At 68.0% G+C, this 16274-nt stretch carries 17 protein-coding genes; 11 read left to right on the top strand and 6 right to left on the bottom strand.

What is annotated here, in order from left to right:
• Nucleotides 1-14: 14 nt before the first annotated feature.
• Nucleotides 15-854: an oxygenase MpaB family protein gene (locus tag BKN51_RS36310; protein ID WP_101611889.1), complete on the top strand. Its 840-nt coding sequence runs from the start codon at nucleotides 15-17 to the stop codon at nucleotides 852-854.
• Here BKN51_RS36310 and BKN51_RS36305 read toward each other — a convergent pair whose 3' ends face one another.
• Both BKN51_RS36305 and BKN51_RS36300 read right to left on the bottom strand, forming a co-directional pair.
• Nucleotides 855-2072, bottom strand: a complete 1218-nt coding sequence (locus tag BKN51_RS36305) for an alpha/beta hydrolase (RefSeq protein ID WP_101613671.1) — start codon at nucleotides 2070-2072, stop codon at nucleotides 855-857.
• A gap of 136 nt (nucleotides 2073-2208) precedes the next feature.
• Complete coding sequence (locus tag BKN51_RS36300; RefSeq protein WP_101611888.1) at nucleotides 2209-3156, bottom strand: alpha/beta hydrolase; 948 nt, start codon at nucleotides 3154-3156, stop codon at nucleotides 2209-2211.
• Nucleotides 3157-3300: 144 nt separating this feature from the next.
• On the opposite strand from BKN51_RS36300, the gene BKN51_RS36295 reads away from it, so the two are divergent.
• From BKN51_RS36295 to BKN51_RS36275, 5 genes are all read left to right on the top strand, one after another.
• Nucleotides 3301-3768: a MarR family winged helix-turn-helix transcriptional regulator gene (locus tag BKN51_RS36295; protein ID WP_101611887.1), complete on the top strand. Its 468-nt coding sequence runs from the start codon at nucleotides 3301-3303 to the stop codon at nucleotides 3766-3768.
• A gap of 27 nt (nucleotides 3769-3795) precedes the next feature.
• Nucleotides 3796-4644 carry an SAM-dependent methyltransferase gene (locus tag BKN51_RS36290; protein WP_174720498.1) on the top strand — a complete coding sequence of 283 codons (849 nt, stop codon included), beginning with the start codon at nucleotides 3796-3798 and terminating at the stop codon, nucleotides 4642-4644.
• A 113-nt stretch (nucleotides 4645-4757) separates the two neighbouring features.
• Nucleotides 4758-5294, top strand: a complete 537-nt coding sequence (locus BKN51_RS36285) for a PadR family transcriptional regulator (RefSeq protein ID WP_101611886.1) — start codon at nucleotides 4758-4760, stop codon at nucleotides 5292-5294.
• Between the two features lie 10 nt (nucleotides 5295-5304).
• A complete protein-coding gene (locus BKN51_RS36280; protein ID WP_101611885.1) occupies nucleotides 5305-7323 on the top strand; it encodes an oxidoreductase in 2019 nt (672 codons plus the stop codon).
• A 48-nt stretch (nucleotides 7324-7371) separates the two neighbouring features.
• Nucleotides 7372-8325, top strand: a complete 954-nt coding sequence (locus BKN51_RS36275) for a prephenate dehydrogenase (protein ID WP_101611884.1) — start codon at nucleotides 7372-7374, stop codon at nucleotides 8323-8325.
• Nucleotides 8326-8394: 69 nt separating this feature from the next.
• On the opposite strand, the gene BKN51_RS36270 is transcribed toward BKN51_RS36275, so the two are convergent.
• Nucleotides 8395-8640, bottom strand: coding sequence for an antitoxin (locus BKN51_RS36270; RefSeq protein ID WP_101611883.1), 246 nt, complete (start codon nucleotides 8638-8640; stop codon nucleotides 8395-8397).
• Nucleotides 8641-8703: 63 nt separating this feature from the next.
• On the bottom strand, nucleotides 8704-9636 hold the full coding sequence (locus BKN51_RS36265; RefSeq protein ID WP_101611882.1) for a TauD/TfdA dioxygenase family protein: 933 nt from the start codon (nucleotides 9634-9636) through the stop codon (nucleotides 8704-8706).
• Between the two features lie 907 nt (nucleotides 9637-10543).
• On the opposite strand from BKN51_RS36265, the gene BKN51_RS36260 reads away from it, so the two are divergent.
• From BKN51_RS36260 to BKN51_RS36250, 3 genes are all read left to right on the top strand, one after another.
• Nucleotides 10544-10774 carry a DUF397 domain-containing protein gene (locus BKN51_RS36260; protein WP_101611881.1) on the top strand — a complete coding sequence of 77 codons (231 nt, stop codon included), beginning with the start codon at nucleotides 10544-10546 and terminating at the stop codon, nucleotides 10772-10774.
• Between the two features lie 46 nt (nucleotides 10775-10820).
• Nucleotides 10821-11690: a helix-turn-helix domain-containing protein gene (locus BKN51_RS36255; RefSeq protein WP_158255748.1), complete on the top strand. Its 870-nt coding sequence runs from the start codon at nucleotides 10821-10823 to the stop codon at nucleotides 11688-11690.
• Nucleotides 11691-11780: 90 nt separating this feature from the next.
• The gene (locus BKN51_RS36250) at nucleotides 11781-12659 is read left to right on the top strand and encodes an SAM-dependent methyltransferase (RefSeq protein ID WP_168214468.1); all 879 of its coding nucleotides are present in this window, start codon (nucleotides 11781-11783) and stop codon (nucleotides 12657-12659) included.
• Here BKN51_RS36250 and BKN51_RS36245 read toward each other — a convergent pair.
• Entirely contained in the window at nucleotides 12656-12994 is a 339-nt protein-coding gene (locus tag BKN51_RS36245) for a hypothetical protein (protein ID WP_101611878.1), read from the bottom strand. The two genes, BKN51_RS36250 and BKN51_RS36245, sit on opposite strands and share 4 nt — an antisense overlap.
• Before the next feature lie 88 nt (nucleotides 12995-13082).
• Here BKN51_RS36245 and BKN51_RS36240 point away from each other — a divergent pair, with 88 nt between their 5' ends.
• A complete protein-coding gene (locus BKN51_RS36240; protein ID WP_101611877.1) occupies nucleotides 13083-13706 on the top strand; it encodes an AAA family ATPase in 624 nt (207 codons plus the stop codon).
• A gap of 3 nt (nucleotides 13707-13709) precedes the next feature.
• On the opposite strand, the gene BKN51_RS36235 is transcribed toward BKN51_RS36240, so the two are convergent.
• On the bottom strand, nucleotides 13710-15674 hold the full coding sequence (locus BKN51_RS36235) for an FUSC family protein (protein ID WP_101611876.1): 1965 nt from the start codon (nucleotides 15672-15674) through the stop codon (nucleotides 13710-13712).
• Nucleotides 15675-15723: 49 nt separating this feature from the next.
• Between BKN51_RS36235 and BKN51_RS36230 the strand changes: the two genes are divergently transcribed.
• Nucleotides 15724-16164, top strand: a complete 441-nt coding sequence (locus BKN51_RS36230) for an SRPBCC family protein (RefSeq protein ID WP_101611875.1) — start codon at nucleotides 15724-15726, stop codon at nucleotides 16162-16164.
• Nucleotides 16165-16274: the final 110 nt, after the last annotated feature.

Here is a 16274-nt window from a genome sequence, read left to right as displayed (position 1 = left end):
CCCGGGAGGTCGTCATGAGCACCGGAGCCCGCCTGCCCGTCGTGACCCCGCTCGGCCCGGATTCCGTTGCGTGGCAAGTGGTCGGCGACCGGAGGCTGCTGCTCGGCGCGGGGACCGCGTTGCTGCTGCAGGTCGCGCATCCGGTGATCGGCGCGGGCGTCCACGACCATTCCAACTACGTCGAAGATCCGTGGGGACGCCTCGACCGGACCATCGATTCGTTGCTGCGCCAGGTTTTCGGCGGCCGGGAAGCGATCGCGGAGGCCGAGCGGCTCCGCGAGATGCACAAGGCGATCAAAGGCGTCGATCACCACGGCGAGCGCTATCACGCGCTCAACCCCGATGCCTATTGGTGGGTGCACGGCTCGACCTTCTGGGCAACCGTCCGCATGCAGGAAGTCTTCGTGCGTCCCTTGTCCCGCAGGGAAAAACAGCGCCTCTACGCGGAATGGCGATGTCTCGGCCTGCTCCTCGGCCTCCGCGAGCACCACATGCCCGCGGACCTCGAAGGCTTCGAGACGTACTTCGACGACGTCGTCGCGAACCGGCTCGAAGACAACCACACGGTCCGGGAGCTGCTCGGCTCGATCACCATGCGGGACACTCCTCCGCCGCCATGGTGGTTCTTGCCGGAAGCCTTGTGGCGCCCCGTCCGGCCGGCGGGCGGGAACGTACTGACGCTCTGCGCGACCGGCCTGCTGCCGCCGGTCCTGCGTGGCCGGTTGAGTCTCAAGTGGACAGACGAAGACGAGCGCCGTCTCCAAAGGCTGGGAGCGGTCACCAGGGCGACCGGGAAACGAGTGCCCGCCCGTCTTCGCCTGTATCCCAACGCTTACCGCGCCAAGCGCGGCTAGCTACTCGACGACGTCGACCAGCGCGCCCTTCGCACCGGTGTTGGGCAGCGGCCACGGGGTGACACCGCCGTTGGAGACGATCTTCTTGTCCTGCGGCGCGCTCGGCGGCACGGTCCGCGCGCCGATCCACGCCAGCACGTCGGGGACCTGCGCCTTGAAGGTGTTCATGTTGTGCCCGGCGTCCGCGATCCGCCACGACGAGAGCGTCGCGGGCGCGCGTACGGCGGCCTGGAGCTGGTCGATCGAGAAACTCTCGAAGCTTTCCTTGTCCCCGGCGATCGCGAGGATGTCGACCGGCGACGGATGCTTCTGCATGTTCACCGTGATCGTGTTCGCGTCGACGATGTCCTGCCTGCCCTTGAACAGGTTCTCCGTCTCCGCGTCCACCGAAGCCTTGTAGTACCCGCTGACGCTCGCCGCCTGGCCGTACCACTGCGGGTGCCGGGTCACCAGGTTCATCGCGCAATATCCGCCCGAGGACCAGCCCGCCATCGTCCAGGCCTTCCGCTGCGGGTTGGCGCCGAGTTTCTCGATCGCCCAGTCGCGGATGTCGGCGCTCAGGTAGGTGTCGTTGGCGGTCCCGTTCACCTGGTCGATGCATTCGGTGTCGTGGCCGACCTTCGGCTTCCCGGTCGGATCCGGGATGACCACGAGGGTCGGCGGGAGCACGTGCTTCGCGATGGCCGCGTCGAGCTTGGCGGGCAGTTCGTACGGCCCGGTGACCACTTCCGGCCCGGACGGGTAGTTCGGGATCCATTCGATGACCGGGAACTTGAGCGCCCGGTACGCGGGATCGTAGTACTGGGGCGGGAAGTAGACCGAGACGTCGCGCGTGAGCCCGGTGCGCTTGCCGGTCACCGTCATGTGCACGACGGAGCCCTTGCCCTCCTTGGCCCGCATCGCCCCGGCGTCGCGCAGCTTGTCGAGGTCCGAACCGTTCTCACCCGCGACGGCGTCGGTGTTCTCCCCCGAGTAGACGCCGGTGCCGAACAGCGCACCGACCGTCGGGAAGAACTTGCCGATCATGTTCCCGCCCATCCCGGTGCTGACCACGATCAGCACCACCGCGACGAGGATCGTGGTGCTGCGGCCGAGCACCTTGCGGCGCCAGCGCTCCCAGAGGAACGGCACGGCGATGATCGCGAGCAGCGTCAGCACCACGACGATGACGAGGTTCAGCGTGGAATCGAGCCGGATGGCACTCAGTCCCAGTCCCATGGCGATCGTGTCCCTCTCCGGCCGCGGCACGCCCCCGCACCGCACTTCCCACATCTGGATCAAGAGACGTGCGACCACCGGGAAGTGTTGTCCAGGGTGACGCGTGTCACCCTGGACAAACTGTGTCCTGGGCTACTCAGCCCGCGAGAGCGGTGCGCAACACCTCGATCGCCTGCTTGATCGCCGCCTCCGCGGCGTGCGTTTCGCGCAGCGTGTTGAGCATGACGAAGTCGTGGACGATGCCCTGGTAGCGCACGGCCGTCACCGGCACTCCGGCCTGACGCAGCTTGGCGGCGTACGCCTCGCCCTCGTCGCGCAGGACGTCGGCCTCTCCGGTGATGACCAGCGCGGGCGGCAGGCCCGACAACTCGTCGAGGCTCGCCCGCAACGGCGACGCGGTGATCTCCGCACGCTGCGCCGGGTCGGTCGTGTACTGGTCCCAGAACCACTTCATGCCGTCGAGGGCGAGGAAGTATCCCTCGGCGAACTTCTGGTAGGACTCGGTGTCGAAGTTCGCGTCGGTTACCGGGTAGAAGAGGACCTGCTGGCGGAAGGTGACGTCACCGCGCTGTTTCGCGAGCAGGGTGAGGGCGGCGGTCATGTTCCCCCCGACGGAGTCACCCGCGATGGCGATTTTCGTGCTGTCGAGCCCGTTCTCGGCGCCGTGCTCGGCGACCCACTTCGCCACGGCGTAGTTCTGCTCGATGGCGACCGGGTAGCGCGCCTCCGGCGAGCGGTCGTACTCGGGGAAGACGACGGCCGCGCCGGTGCCGACGGCGAGTTCACGGACCAGGCGCTCGTGGGTGTGGAAGTTCCCGAAGACCCAGCCGGCGCCATGGATGTAGACGATCACGGGCAGCGGGCCGGTGGCGCCCGGCGGGCGGACGATGCGGACCTCGACGCCGTCGACGTGCGTGGTCTCGACGTCCGCGGCGGGCAGTTCGACCTCGCCACCCTGGACCTCGTCGACGGCCTTGCGCCCTTCCTCGGGCGGCAGCTGGAAGAGGAACGGCGGGGTGGCGGTGGCTTCGACGAAGGCCTGGGCGGCCGGTTCGAGGACCAGCTTGTGCGGGTTGGCGGTCATTTCTGCCTCCTGGAGTCCGAAGTCGATGACCTGAAGGTAGCCCCCAACTAAGTTGTGCACAACTAAAATGTTCCCAAGGAGATTTAGCCCACTGAAGTGGCGCGCTGAGGCATGATCGGCACACCATGGGGTTGAGGAGGACCGATGCCAACGGACAACACCGGATCGCTGTGCCTGGACGATCAACTGTGCTTCGGGCTCTACGCGGCATCGCGGGCCGTGACCGCGCTCTATCGCGTCGTGCTCGACGATCTGGGCCTGACCTATCCGCAGTACTTGGTGATGCTCGCGCTCTGGGAGAAGGACGAGCGGCTGGTCAAGGAACTCGGCACCCTGCTGAACCTCGACTCCGGGACGCTGTCGCCGCTGCTCAAGCGGCTGGAGAAGTCCGGGCTGGTCCGGCGTGACCGGCAGGCCGACGATGAGCGGTCCGTTCGCATCAGCCTGACCGAGGACGGCTCCCGGCTCCGGGACCGCGCGAGCGGGATCCCGAAGATCATCGGCGACGCGATGGGCCTCGACGCGGCCGGACTCGCCCGCACCCGCGCGGAACTCGATCGCTTGACCGAATCCGTGAACGCCTACCGCGAGACCTACGTTCCCGCCGGTTAGCATGGGATTTCCGGCGCGGACAAAGGGATGACGATGATCGATCACGACGCGGCGCTCAAGGCCGTCGAGAACAGCTTGGACCGGCCGTCCGCGGCGCGGGTCTACGACTACTTCATCGGCGGCGACACCCACTACGCCATCGACCGCGAGTTCGCCGAGAAGGTGCGCAAACGCCTGCCGCTCATGGGCGACTACTGCACGACCAGCAGGCAGTTCCTCGGCCGGGCCGTGCGGCACTGCGCGGAACTGGGCATCCGGCAGTTCGTCGACATCGGCTCCGGCCTGCCGACCGCGGGCAACGTGCACGAGGTCGCCGACGAGGCGCGACCGGAGGAGGACACCCACGTCCTCTACATCGACAACGAGCCGATCGCGCTCGCGCACTCGACCCTGCTGCTCGCCGACACCGCCGACCCGGACCGGCACCACGCCATCGCCGCGGACCTGTTCGACCCCGAGGGCCTCTGGGAGCGGGTCATGGACTCCGGCATCATCGATGTCCGGCAGCCCATGGCGCTGGTGATCAACGCGGTCATGCACTTCATCAAGGACGAGCAGGACCCCGACGCGCTGCTGGACTTCTACCGCGACCGGCTCGCGCCGGGCTCGCTGCTGGTGCTCTCGCAGATGACCAACGAGAACCCGGCCAACGACGAGGAGCGGCAGGCGCTGCTCGACATCCTCGAGTACTACGAGACCACGACGAACCCCGGTTTCCTGCGCACGATGGACGAGTTCCGGCGGTTCTTCGGCGGCTGGCCGCTGCTGGAGCCGGGCCTGGTCTACGCGCCGGCGTGGCACCCGGACGAGAAGACGGTCTTCGCCGGTGCGCCCTCGGAATCGCGCGTCATCGGCGGCATCGCCCGCAAGCCGTAACTTTTCCCGTGCGAAGGCCCCCTTCCCTCGGCTGAGCCGAGGGAAGGGGGCCTTCGCACGCGTGTGATGTGTGTCGCCTTGCAGTGCAACTAGGTGCATATGAAACTAGGTGCATGGCATTGGAGCACGCGATCCTGGTTTCGCTGTCCGAGCGGTCCGGCTCGGGCTACGAGCTGGCGCGTCGCTTCGAGAAGTCCATCGGGCTGTGGTGGAGCGCCACCCACCAGCAGATCTACCGCGTCCTGAAGCGCATGGAGGACGCCGGCTGGATCGCCGTCGACCACGTCGCGCAGTCCGGGAAGCCCGACAAGAAGGTCTACACCGTCGGCGACACGGGCCGGGCCGAACTGGCCCGCTGGCTCGCCGAGCCCGATCCCGCCGCCACCGCCAGGGAGCTCGCCGTGAAGATCCGCGGCGCGACCCTCGGCGAGCCCGGCGCCGTCGCCGCCGAAGTCACCCGGCATCGCGACGCGCACGCGGCCCAGCTCGACGCCTACCTGCTGATCGAGAAGCGCGACTTCCCCGACCCGAGCGTCCTCAGTGGACAGTCGTTGCACCAGTTCCTCGTGCTGCGTGGAGGAATCCGAACCGAACAGGGCCACGTCGAGTGGCTCGAAGAAGTCCTCCAGGCATTCCACCACGATGCGTAAGGACCCAGCGATGAGCCAGTACCCGAACCTGCTGTCCCCGCTCGATCTCGGCTTCACCACCCTGCGCAACAGGGTGATCATGGGCTCGATGCACACCGGCCTCGAGGACAAGGAAGCGCATTTCCCGCAACTGGCCGAGTACTACGCCGAACGCGCCCGGGGTGGCGTCGGGCTGATCGTCACCGGCGGGTTCGCGCCGAACCGGACGGGCTGGCTCCTGCCGCTGGCGTCGAAGCTTTCGACCCGCGCGGAAGCCAAGGCGCACAAGCAACTCACCGATCCCGTGCACGAGGCGGGCGGCAAGATCGCGTTGCAGATCCTGCACGCGGGCCGGTATTCCTACCATCCGCTGAGCGTTTCGGCGTCCGGGATCAAGGCGCCGATCAACCCCTTCAAGCCACGGTCCCTTTCCGGCTACGGAGTGCTGCGGCAGATCCGCGCGTTCGCCGATTGTGCCTTCCTGGCCAAGGAAGCGGGCTACGACGGCGTCGAGATCATGGGGTCCGAGGGCTACTTCATCAACCAGTTCCTCGCCGAGCGGACCAACAAGCGCACCGACAAATGGGGCGGCAGCGCGGAAAACCGGCGGCGGATCGCCGTCGAGATCGTGCGCCGCACGCGCGAGGCGGTCGGCGAGGACTTCATCATCATCTACCGGCTGTCCATGTTGGACCTCGTCGAAGGCGGCCAAAGCTGGGAAGACGTCGTCACCCTGGCCAAGGAGGTCGAAGAGGCGGGCGCGACGATCATCAACACCGGCATCGGCTGGCACGAGGCCCGGGTGCCGACGATCGTGACGTCCGTGCCGCGCGCGGCGTTCACCTGGGTGACCGGGAAGCTCAAGCCGCACGTCGGGATCCCGGTCGTCACGTCGAACCGGATCAACATGCCCGAGGTCGCCGAGGAGGCGCTGGCCGGCGGCGACGCGGATCTGGTGTCGATGGCGCGGCCGTTCCTCGCCGACCCCGAATGGATCCGCAAGGCCGAGACCGGGCGCGAGGACGAGATCAACACCTGCATCGCCTGCAACCAGGCCTGCCTCGACCACGCGTTCAAGCGGAAACTCGTTTCCTGCATGGTCAATCCGCGCGCGGGCCACGAGACCACGTTGACCCTGTCGCCCACCCGGAAGACCAAACGCGTCGCCGTCGTCGGCGCGGGACCCGCCGGGCTCGCGGCCGCGACCAGCCTCGCCGAGCGGGGGCACGCCGTCGAACTGTTCGAGGCCGAGGACGAGATCGGCGGCCAGTTCGGGATCGCGCGGAAGATCCCCGGCAAGGAGGAGTTCGCGGAGACCATCCGGTACTACACGCGACGGCTGGAGGTCACCGGCGTCAAGGTCCACCTCGGCAGCCGCGCGACCGCCGCCGGGCTCGTGGACGCCGGATTCGACGAGGTCGTGCTGGCCACCGGCGTGACCCCCCGGGTGCCGTCGCTCCCCGGTATCGACCATCCCAAGGTGCTGTCCTATGTGGACGTCGTCCGGCACGGGAAACCGGTGGGCGGCAAGGTCGCGGTGATCGGCGCGGGCGGCATCGGCGTGGACGTCAGCGAGTTCCTGACGCACACCACCTCCCCCGCGCTCGACCTGGGCGCGTGGATGGCCGAATGGGGCGTCACCGATCCGGAGCAGGCGCCGGGCGGGCTGACCGAGCGGAAGGTCGAGCCGTCACCGCGGCAGGTCTTCCTGCTGCAGCGCAAGAAGTCCGGCATCGGCGCGGGGCTGGGCAAGACCAGCGGCTGGGTGCACCGGGCCGCGCTGAAGGCCAAGCGCGTCGAGCAGCTCACCGGGGTCACCTACGACCGGATCGACGACGACGGCCTGCACATCACCGTCGGTGACAAGCCGCGCGTGCTCGATGTGGACACCGTCGTCGTCTGCGCGGGTCAGGAGCCGGTGCGCGACCTCGCCGACGACCTGCGGACGGCCGGACTGCCGGTGCACCTGATCGGCGGCGCCGACGTCGCGGCGGAACTGGACGCCAAACGGGCCATCGATCAGGGAACGCGCCTCGCCGCCGTTCTCTGACGAGTGGGCCCGCAGATGGCAGGATGAACACTTGTGCGAGACGTATGCGTGATCGGGCTCGGGTTGATCGGCGGTTCGCTGCTGCGCGCGGCGCATTCGATCGGCCGCACCACGTTCGGGGCGGCGATCTCCGACCGCGACGCGGACGCGGCCAGCAGAGCGGGTTACGACGTGACCACGCAGGTCGAAGCGGCGCTGAGCAAGGCGGCGGAGCGGGACGCGATGATCGTGCTCGCGGTGCCGCTGCCCGCGGTCGAGGACGTACTCCGGACAGTCTCGCGGGTGGCCGGGCACTGCGTGCTCACCGACGTCACCAGCGTGAAGGGCCCGGTGCTCGACACCGTCCGGCGCCGGGCGCCGTACGCGAAGTTCGTCGGCGGGCATCCGATGGCGGGGACGGCGGACTCGGGCTGGAAGGCGAGCAACCCGGCGCTGTTCGGCGGCGCCGCCTGGGTGCTGGGCGTCGAGCACGACACCGATCTGACGGCTTGGGCCGAGGTCGCGCAGCTGGTACTGGACGTCGGCGCGCACGTCGTGCCGCTGCCCGCGGACTCGCACGACGAGACTGTCGCGCGGATCTCGCATCTGCCGCATATCTTCGCGGCCATCCTGGCCACGATCGGCGCGCAGGGCGGGCCGCTGGCGATGTCGCTGGCCGCCGGGTCCTACACGGACGGCACGCGGGTGGCCGGGTCGAGCCCGGCGCTGGTGCGGGCGATGACGGAGGGCAACCGGGACGCGCTGCTGCCGATCGTCGACGAAGCGCTCGGACGGCTGGGCGCCGCCCGGGGTTCGCTGGCCTCGACGGGCGGCCTCGCGGTGACGGTCAACGCCGGTTACGAGGGTGCGCAAGCGTTTGCGACCAGCAAGGACGCGGAACGGGCCGGAGTGCGCGTCAGCCTCACCGCCCCGGACGCGCGGGACGGCCTGATCGCCCTCGGCGAGCGCGGTGGCCGGATCACGTCGATCGACGGCGACACCGCTCTCGGCGAGGTCTCCTGACGCGTTTCGTCCTCTAGTCGCGGTAGTTGCGCGTGCAAGGACCGCAACTAGAGGACTGCTCGCGGGGGGTTACTGGCCCTGCGGCGGCTGCTGGTTCGGCTGCTGCTGGTCCTGGGGCGGGTTGTCCGGGGTGTCGTCGAACTTGTTGATGAACCCCTTCGCCTTGTCCACGCCGGAGTCGATCTGGGAGTCGTGACCGGAGAACTTCGACTTGGCGAAGCCCGCCGCCTTGTCCAGGCCGCCCTCGATCTTGTCGTTGTGCTCGCGGAGAGCGTCGGTGGCCTTGTTCTTCAATTCATCGAAGTTGATGCCCATGACCTCATCGTCACACAGGTACCGGGCAACCCGCCCGCACGATCACCCGTCGCGGGGACACGCTCAGAACGGCCGGTCACCCACGATGGCGACACGTTCGGCGACCCGCGCGTGCGGGTGGTAGTCGTTGACGGCGTAGTGCTGCGTGGCGCGGTTGTCCCAGAAGGCCACCGAACCGGGCCGCCAGGTGAAACGCACCTGGAACTCCGGGATGTGCGCGCGGCTGAACAGGTACCGCAGGAGCCTGTCGCTCTCGTCGCGGTCGATGCCGGCGATGTGGGTCGTGAAGGCCTGGTTCACGAAGAGGGTGCGGCGCCCGGTTTCCGGATGCGTGCGGACGACCGGATGCTCGACCGGCGGGAAGGCGTCCTGGTGACGCAACAGCACTTCTGGATCGGAGAAGCGGTCGAAGCCGGGGATGAAGTCGTGGACCGCGGTCAGCCCGTCGATACGTTCACGGATGTCTTCCGGCAGGTTGTCGTAGGCGGCGGCCATGTCGGCCCACATCGTGTCGCCGCCGAACGGCGGGACCTCGATCAGCCGCAGGACCGAGCCGAGCGCCGGCGCGGGCCGGAACGTGACGTCCACGTGCCAGATGTTCTCGAACGCGGGCATGCTCGCCGACCTGGTGAACCGGGTGGTGTCCTCGGTCTCCCCCTTCGGGATGAACGGGTTCGTCTCCAGTTCACCCCAGTTGGCGGCGAACGCGCGCTGGTGCGCCGAAGTGATGTCCTGGTCGCGGAAGAACAGCACCTTCCACTCCAGCAGCGCGCGGTTCAGCTCCGCGTGGAGGGCGGGCGTCAGCGGGCGGGCGAGGTCGACGCCGCCGATCTCGGCGCCGATCACCCGGCCCAGCGGGCGCAGCGCGAAAAGCTCGTACGGACGTTCTTCCGCGCCCTCCGGCAGGCGCCGCAGCACGCGCGGTCCTTCGAGGATGCCGCCGTCGGGGACGGTCGCGGGGCGGAGACGGACACGGTCGGGCAGTTCGATGGACATACGTGCTCCCTGGATTTCACCGTCATGGATGACCTGGCGATAAGGAGCTACGCGGGCGGCGAGCCCAGACGTCCACGACGCAGGAGCAGCGCGACGACACCTTCGCCCGCCGAGCGGATCGGCGAGGACTTCAGGTTGGTGGACACGCCGTCATGGTGAGGGCGAGGCGCGAGCCGGGTCAACGTCGTCCACTGGACGGGACTCGGGTATCGGGACGATCAGGCCGGTTTGATGGGATCCCGCTTCCACGAAGATGGTCTTCGCTCTCATACTCCGTTGTCCACAACGCCCGAATCCACATTCGGAATAGAGTGATTTGATTCGACGAGCATGGCCCTTGCGAACACCGGAACCCACCGAAGCGAATATTCGACCGACTCCTCCGCGAAGGGGAGCTGCAATGCCGAGACACCTATCCTACCAGCAGTTTCATCCGGAATATTCGATATCGAATATTCGATACATCTCTCGGGAGAGCTCCTGAATCTCGTCCCAGATTCAAGCGTGCAATTCCGCACATGACAGACTCGCCGCAACGGAAAGTCGGGGCCCGAATATTCGACTCGTCGTATAATGCGAGCGCCGCAGCCATATGCCGATGACCACTCCACCGCGGCGCCGGTGACACCGGTCGGGCTTGCCTAGTCCCGACAGACCCCTGCGGACTGGTCCGCACGCGCCGATCGCGGTCGCCACCTTGCTCAACCCTGCGCCAGATGTCAAGGACACGGTGCTCGCCGACGCGGTCCGACCCTTTCCGGATCATGTCGGTCTCGACCTTCAGTAGTCTTGATCGACCCCATTGGAGTGAAAATGTCCCGGATCGATTCGCCCTCGGCTTGCGTATCGAATATTCGTCAGCCATCCTGGTGTCGAATATTCGACTACCGAGCTTTGAGGGGGAACGATGCGGTTCTACGATTCGGTGCCGCCCACGGCGGGGATCGACGCGAGCGGCTGGCACCGCTCGACATACAGCAGCCTCGATGGGGAAGACGCCTGCGTGGAAGTCAACTTGACCAGTCGGCTGATCGGGGTGCGCGACAGCAAGCTCTCCGCTTCACCGGTTCTCACCTTTTCCCCGCCAGGCTGGCGGACCTTCGTCGAACTCGTCCGTCAGGACGCCATCGATCTTTAGGCCGTCGCCTCCTCCCCTTCGCGAGTACGGCGGGATGGGGCGGCTGATGACGCCTGAGCACCTGAATCACACTGACGAAACCGACCGTCTCCATCTCGGCGAGCTACTGAAGGCCGCCCGCGAGCGAGCAGGGGTGAAACAAGTCGAAGCTCGGGCCCTGATCGGTAAGTCGCAGAGCACGATGGCGAAGATCGAGGCCGGAACGACCTCGATTTCGCGTCATGCCTTGCAGAAGCTGATCGCCGTCTACGCGCCACCGGCGGACGACGTACCTACCATGTGGGTGTTGTGGGAGAAGGCGAACTCTCCGACACGGCTCCGCCACGGTCAGCGCATCGGCACGCCGGTGTGGTTCCGGGAGGTGCTACTGACGGAGCAACTAACCGATGAGATGCGGTCCTGGACCGGTGAGCGCGTCCCAGGGTTACTCCAGTGCGAGTCCTACATGCTGGACCAGTTCGACGGCGAAGGCCGAGGGCCCGAGATCTCTCCGCGCCTGATTCAACGCAGGAAACGACAGCTCATGTTCGAGGACGGGAACAGGAGCTTTACTTTCCTGATGAGCGAGTCCGCCCTCGACCGGCTGTGTGCCCAAACCCGCCACCCGGACGTCGTTGCGGACCAGCTCAAGCACATGATCGGACTAGCCGAGCGAGACAACATCACGATCCGCGTCGTGCAGTATCAAGCCGTCGCTTATGTCGACCCAGACTTTGTCATTCTGCGAAACTCGGAAGGTGACCGCGCCTACAGCGAATACCTAACCAACGTGCGCTGGGCCAACATGCGCGAGCTGGCGATCTATCACGACGCATGGTCCGCACTACTGTCGATTGCGGCGAGTCCTGAGAAAACCCTCGAGGACCTTCACAGACGGTGCAGGCTTGCCGACCTGAGTGACCCCGATGGTGGATGAGCTGCCCTCCAAATGCATCCTATTACTCCAAGCAATACAGCAGCTACTTTCAGTGATAGATGCGTGGTCCAGACGCGGGAGGGAATGGCTGTGGCCGAGGAGGATGTCGACGCGTATCCACCTCCGGGCATCGATATGCGGCGTCCCAGCGACGCGCGGGTCCATGACTATTACCTCGAAGGCACTGCGTCCTGGCAGATCGATCGCAAGTTCGGGGACAAGGTCCTCGGCGAGTTCCCGATGCTCCGGCCGATCGCCAAAGCCAACCGGGTGTTCCTGCACCGCGTGGTGCGTCATCTCATCCGCGCCGGGGTCACCCAGTTCATCGACATCGGTGCCGGGCTGCCCACCATGCAGCACGCGCACCAGGTGGCCGACGACCTCGCGCCGGGGAAGACCAGCGTGGTGTACGTGGACTACGAACCCGTCGCCGTCTCCCATTCGCAAGGCCTTTTGGAAGAGCACGGGGACCCCGCCCGCCACGCCGCGGTGCACGGGGACCTCCGAGCGCCGGACCGGCTCTGGAAGCAGGTGGCGGACACCGGCATCATCGATCTGCAGAAGCCCGTGGCGATCCTGCTGATCGCGGTGCTGCACGTCCAGCAGCCCGCGTCGGCGCGCAGTGGCGACAGCGGCGATGTCGGCCCCGCCTCGGTCGCGCGTTATCGCGAACTCGCGCCGCGCGGGTCGTACCTGGCCATCTCGCACATCACCGACGAGGGCGTGCCGAGCCATTACGAGAAGCCGCTGGTCAGACTCAAGGAGATGTACGACAACAACAGCAGTCCGGTGATCTGGCGCAAGCGCGCCGAGATCGAGGCGCTGTTCGGCGACTTCGAACTCGTCCCCCCGGGCCTGGCCTGGACGACCGAGTGGCATCCGGAGGACGCCGGCCCCACCGAGCCGGAAATCGCCTTCACCACTCCTAACGAGTCACTGATCCTCGGCGGAGTCGGCCGCAAGTCCTAACGTCGCCGCTCGTAGGGGAAGCTGCCCGACCAAGCGTTTCGCTCCTCGCGCGGCCGCAACGCCTCCGCCAGTACCCACTGCGAATGCGTCGTGCCACCCCGCCCGATCGGGCCGAGCTGGAAGGTGACCCAGCCGACCCAGTGCGCCGTCGTCGTCGCCCGCCACATCCCCAGCAGGCCGGGGACGGTGGCTGTCAGGTCCAGGCCGTCGGGCAGGCGGATCTTCGACGCGCTGACCGGGTACACCAGCTTCAGGTCGACCCAAACGGGCTGATTCGGACGGACCATGTGCAGGTGACGCGGCCCCGGCGGCAGCGTGTCACCAGTGTCGAGCATGGGTCGATTATGCGTGAAAAATCGAACATTCGTTCGAGACGATGCTCACCCTCCCCCGGACGGGTGGGTGTCTCGCTAGGGTCCCGGCATGCTCGTCTGGATCAACGGCCCGTTCGGCGGTGGCAAGACGCAGACCGCGCACGAACTGCACCGGCGCCTGCCCGGCAGTGTCCTTTCCGATCCCGAGGTCGCGGGTTTCGGCCTGCAGCGGATGATGCCGCCGCGGCTGCGCGGCGACTTCCAGGACCTCTCCGCGTGGCGCCGGGGCGTCTTCGAGGTGCTCGACCTCATGCTCGGCAGGCAGGACGGCCCGGTGGTCGTGCCGATGACACTGGTGGAGCCCACGTACTTCGAGGAGATCATCGGCGGCTTGCGGGAGCGCGGGCACGACGTCCGCCACTTCGCGTTGCTGGCCGAACGCGAGACCGTGCTGCGGCGGCTGAGCGAACGCGGCATCGTCCATTCCTTGCGGCGCAAGGGGATGCCACCGAAACGCGAGAGTTTCGCGGTTTCGAAGCTCGACCTCTGCCTGGAGCGGCTGAGCGGCGCGGAGTTCGGTGAGCACATCCACACGGACCGGATCGGCGTCGCCGAGGTCGCCGATCGGATCGCCGCGTCGGCCGGGCTGACCCTCGAACCGAACACGGACGGCGCGCTGCGGGGATTCGTCCGTCGCAAGTGGACGAGCGTCAAGCACATCCGGTTCGGCTGATCCTCAGGCGCGGCGGTGGTACGGCAGGAATCGCCGGACCAGCCGCAGCGGCGCGCGTTCGACGAGGTCGGGACCGCGCACGGCGTCGAAGGCGGCGCCGATCTGGTCGACGACGCCGGACAGCTGCTCGTTGTCGGGCATCGGCATCTCCGCCGGCTCCCGTTCCTCCCGGACGGCGGCGGCGAGTTCGGCGAGCGCGGCCGTCAGCAGGGCGATGTCGGCCTCGTCCGGTGCCGGGGCGCCACGGCCCAGGGTGACGCCGACTTCGGTGACGGCGTCCGCGACGCGTTCGAGCCCGGCGATGACCGGCCACCAGGCGACGGCCTGACGTCCGGCGGCGGAGGGTTCGACGACGACCTGCTGGAACGCGGTCCGGAGGTCGGCCAGTGCGCGGTAGGCGCGGCGACGGGCGCGTGAGCGGTCCAGTCGCGCTTCGCCCGACGGCGCGAGCACGAGCCCCTTGTCGACGTATTTCACCAGGCTGTCGAGGCTGTCGGCGAGCCGTCCGCCGATCTGCGGGCGACGGCTGCCCGGCCAGAGCAGGTAGCCGAAGAGCAGGACGATCGCGCAGCCGAGCACGGTGTCGACGAGCCGCGCGAGCACGACGTCCCAGCTTCCGGTGCTGGCGAGGTCCATCTGCAGGATGATCAACGGGGTCACGAAGGCGCTGAGGATGCCGTAGTTGCGGACCTTGCCGACCGCGACGCCTCCGGCGAACACGGCGATCAGCAGGACCAGCAGCCAGCCTTCGCCGCCCGCGGCGAGCACGGCCGCGCCGATGCCCACGCCGATCACCGTGCCGATGCCGCGCAGGACCGCGCGGCCGAACACCGAGCCGAAGTCCGGTTTGAGGACGATGCCGACGGTGAGCGTGATCCAGTAGGAGCGTTCGAACGGGACGAACAGCGCGACGACTTCGGCGATCGCGACGCACAGCGTGAGGCGGAGCGCGGCGAACCAGGTGAGTGGACCGGAGACGAGCGAACCCGCCCAGCCGCGGAGGCGCTTGTGCCACGGCTGGACCTCGCGCCGTTTCCGGTTGTCGCCCTTGCCGATCCGGGCGAGCCCGGCGTAGAGGGCGGTGAGGACCGGGTCGGCGTCGTCGGGCGCCTCGGGTGGTTCCGGCGGTTCCTGGTTGGCGAGCACGGCGGCCGAGGTGGCGATGAAGTGGCCGATCACGTCGTCCGGGGCCCGGCGGCCGGCGTTGACCATGGCGACCGACGCCTCGACGGCGGGGGTGCTGGCCGAGAGCAGGTTGAGCAGCTGGCGGTAGGTGGCGTCGCGGCCCGACAGCCAGGATCGCGCGGTGAGCAGCCGGTCGTACGCGGTGTTCATCGCGGTCGTGAGCTGGTGGCGCGCGACGCGGGAGGTGGCTTCGTCGGTCGCGGACAGCATCGCGGCGAGTTCGACGTAGACGTGCGCGACGGCGCCGCGTTCCGGGCTGGTGGCGCGGAAGGTCCAGGTGGCGAGCGCGATGAGCAGGCTCCACGCGGCGCCGATGCAGAAGTAGCCGAGGAGGATTTCGACGCGCAGGCCGGTGACGTGCTGGCCGGTGCCGAGTACGCAGAAGACGAACATCTGCAGTCCGGCGACCGACGCGTTGCTGCCCGCCGCGCTGACCAGTGCCGACACCGCCGCGACTCCGACGACGACCGGGATGGACGCGGCCGGGATGCCGCCGGTGATCAACCCGGCGAAGTAGCCGAGGGCGGCGGCCGCGGTGGCGCCGCCGAGCCGCCGGGCGCGGTAGCGGTACGGGCCTGCGGATTCGGACAGGACGGTGGGCAGGGCGCCGGTGGAGACGAGCGCGCCGACGCCGATGTCGCCGAGCGCGTACCCGACGGCCAGCGGCACGGCGAGCGCGAGGACGGCGCGGGCGACCATGTTCCACGGGATGGGAACCGGCGTGCTGCGGAGCAGCTGCACCAGCCAATGTGGTGCGGCGATCTCGCGGCGCGTCGTGCTCACGCCCCTATCTTGACTTATCCATCGCGGCTGGAGCGGTTATCGTCGCCACATGGGCAAGACGTACTCCTTCGAGATCAACCGGACGAGCAGCGCCTCGCCCGCTTCCCTTTTCGCGCTGGAGGCCGACGGTTCCCGGTGGTCGGAATGGGCGAAGCCGGTGGTGTTCCACTCGCGCTGGGCGCGGGAACCGGGCGAGGACGGGGTGGGCGCCGTCCGGGCAGTCGGCCTGTGGCCGTTGTATCTCCACGAAGAGACGCTGGAGTACGAACAGGACCGGAAGCACGTCTACGGCTTCGCGGGCCTCAAGCTGATCAAGGACTACCGCGCCGAAGTCTTGTTCACGCCGAACGCTTCCGGCGGCACGGACCTGCGCTGGACGGGCCGCTTCACCGAACCGCTGCCCGGCACCGGCGCCGCCGTCCGCACGGCGCTGCGCACCGTCGTCTCACTCCTGGCCACGCGCCTGGTGAAACACGCCGAACGCCCCTGACCCCACCCCCCGCCCGTCCCAGGGGGGCGACCCCGAGTCCAGTCTATCGGTGGTGGGGGCCGGAAGTGGCTGCTCAGCGGAGTTGTCCACAGGTGACGGTGATTGTGGAC

Origin of the sequence: Amycolatopsis sp. BJA-103 (assembly GCF_002849735.1) — a bacterium.
In the GTDB taxonomy this organism is placed as follows: Bacteria; Actinomycetota; Actinomycetes; order Mycobacteriales; family Pseudonocardiaceae; genus Amycolatopsis.
Note: the sequence above shows the minus strand (reverse complement) of the source record. Positions and strands in the feature narration are given on the sequence as shown.

What these genes read in the sequence shown, in the direction of transcription:
- BKN51_RS36310 (WP_101611889.1), top strand. Translation starts at nt 15, where the DNA reads ATGAGCACCGGAGCCCGCCTGCCCGTCGTGACCCCGCTCGGCCCGGAT.
- BKN51_RS36305 (WP_101613671.1), bottom strand. Translation starts at nt 2,072, where the DNA reads ATGGGACTGGGACTGAGTGCCATCCGGCTCGATTCCACGCTGAACCTC.
- BKN51_RS36300 (WP_101611888.1), bottom strand. Translation starts at nt 3,156, where the DNA reads ATGACCGCCAACCCGCACAAGCTGGTCCTCGAACCGGCCGCCCAGGCC.
- BKN51_RS36295 (WP_101611887.1), top strand. Translation starts at nt 3,301, where the DNA reads ATGCCAACGGACAACACCGGATCGCTGTGCCTGGACGATCAACTGTGC.
- BKN51_RS36290 (WP_174720498.1), top strand. Translation starts at nt 3,796, where the DNA reads ATGACGATGATCGATCACGACGCGGCGCTCAAGGCCGTCGAGAACAGC.
- BKN51_RS36285 (WP_101611886.1), top strand. Translation starts at nt 4,758, where the DNA reads ATGGCATTGGAGCACGCGATCCTGGTTTCGCTGTCCGAGCGGTCCGGC.
- BKN51_RS36280 (WP_101611885.1), top strand. Translation starts at nt 5,305, where the DNA reads ATGAGCCAGTACCCGAACCTGCTGTCCCCGCTCGATCTCGGCTTCACC.
- BKN51_RS36270 (WP_101611883.1), bottom strand. Translation starts at nt 8,640, where the DNA reads ATGGGCATCAACTTCGATGAATTGAAGAACAAGGCCACCGACGCTCTC.
- BKN51_RS36265 (WP_101611882.1), bottom strand. Translation starts at nt 9,636, where the DNA reads ATGTCCATCGAACTGCCCGACCGTGTCCGTCTCCGCCCCGCGACCGTC.
- BKN51_RS36260 (WP_101611881.1), top strand. Translation starts at nt 10,544, where the DNA reads ATGCGGTTCTACGATTCGGTGCCGCCCACGGCGGGGATCGACGCGAGC.
- BKN51_RS36255 (WP_158255748.1), top strand. Translation starts at nt 10,821, where the DNA reads ATGACGCCTGAGCACCTGAATCACACTGACGAAACCGACCGTCTCCAT.
- BKN51_RS36245 (WP_101611878.1), bottom strand. Translation starts at nt 12,994, where the DNA reads ATGCTCGACACTGGTGACACGCTGCCGCCGGGGCCGCGTCACCTGCAC.
- BKN51_RS36240 (WP_101611877.1), top strand. Translation starts at nt 13,083, where the DNA reads ATGCTCGTCTGGATCAACGGCCCGTTCGGCGGTGGCAAGACGCAGACC.
- BKN51_RS36230 (WP_101611875.1), top strand. Translation starts at nt 15,724, where the DNA reads ATGGGCAAGACGTACTCCTTCGAGATCAACCGGACGAGCAGCGCCTCG.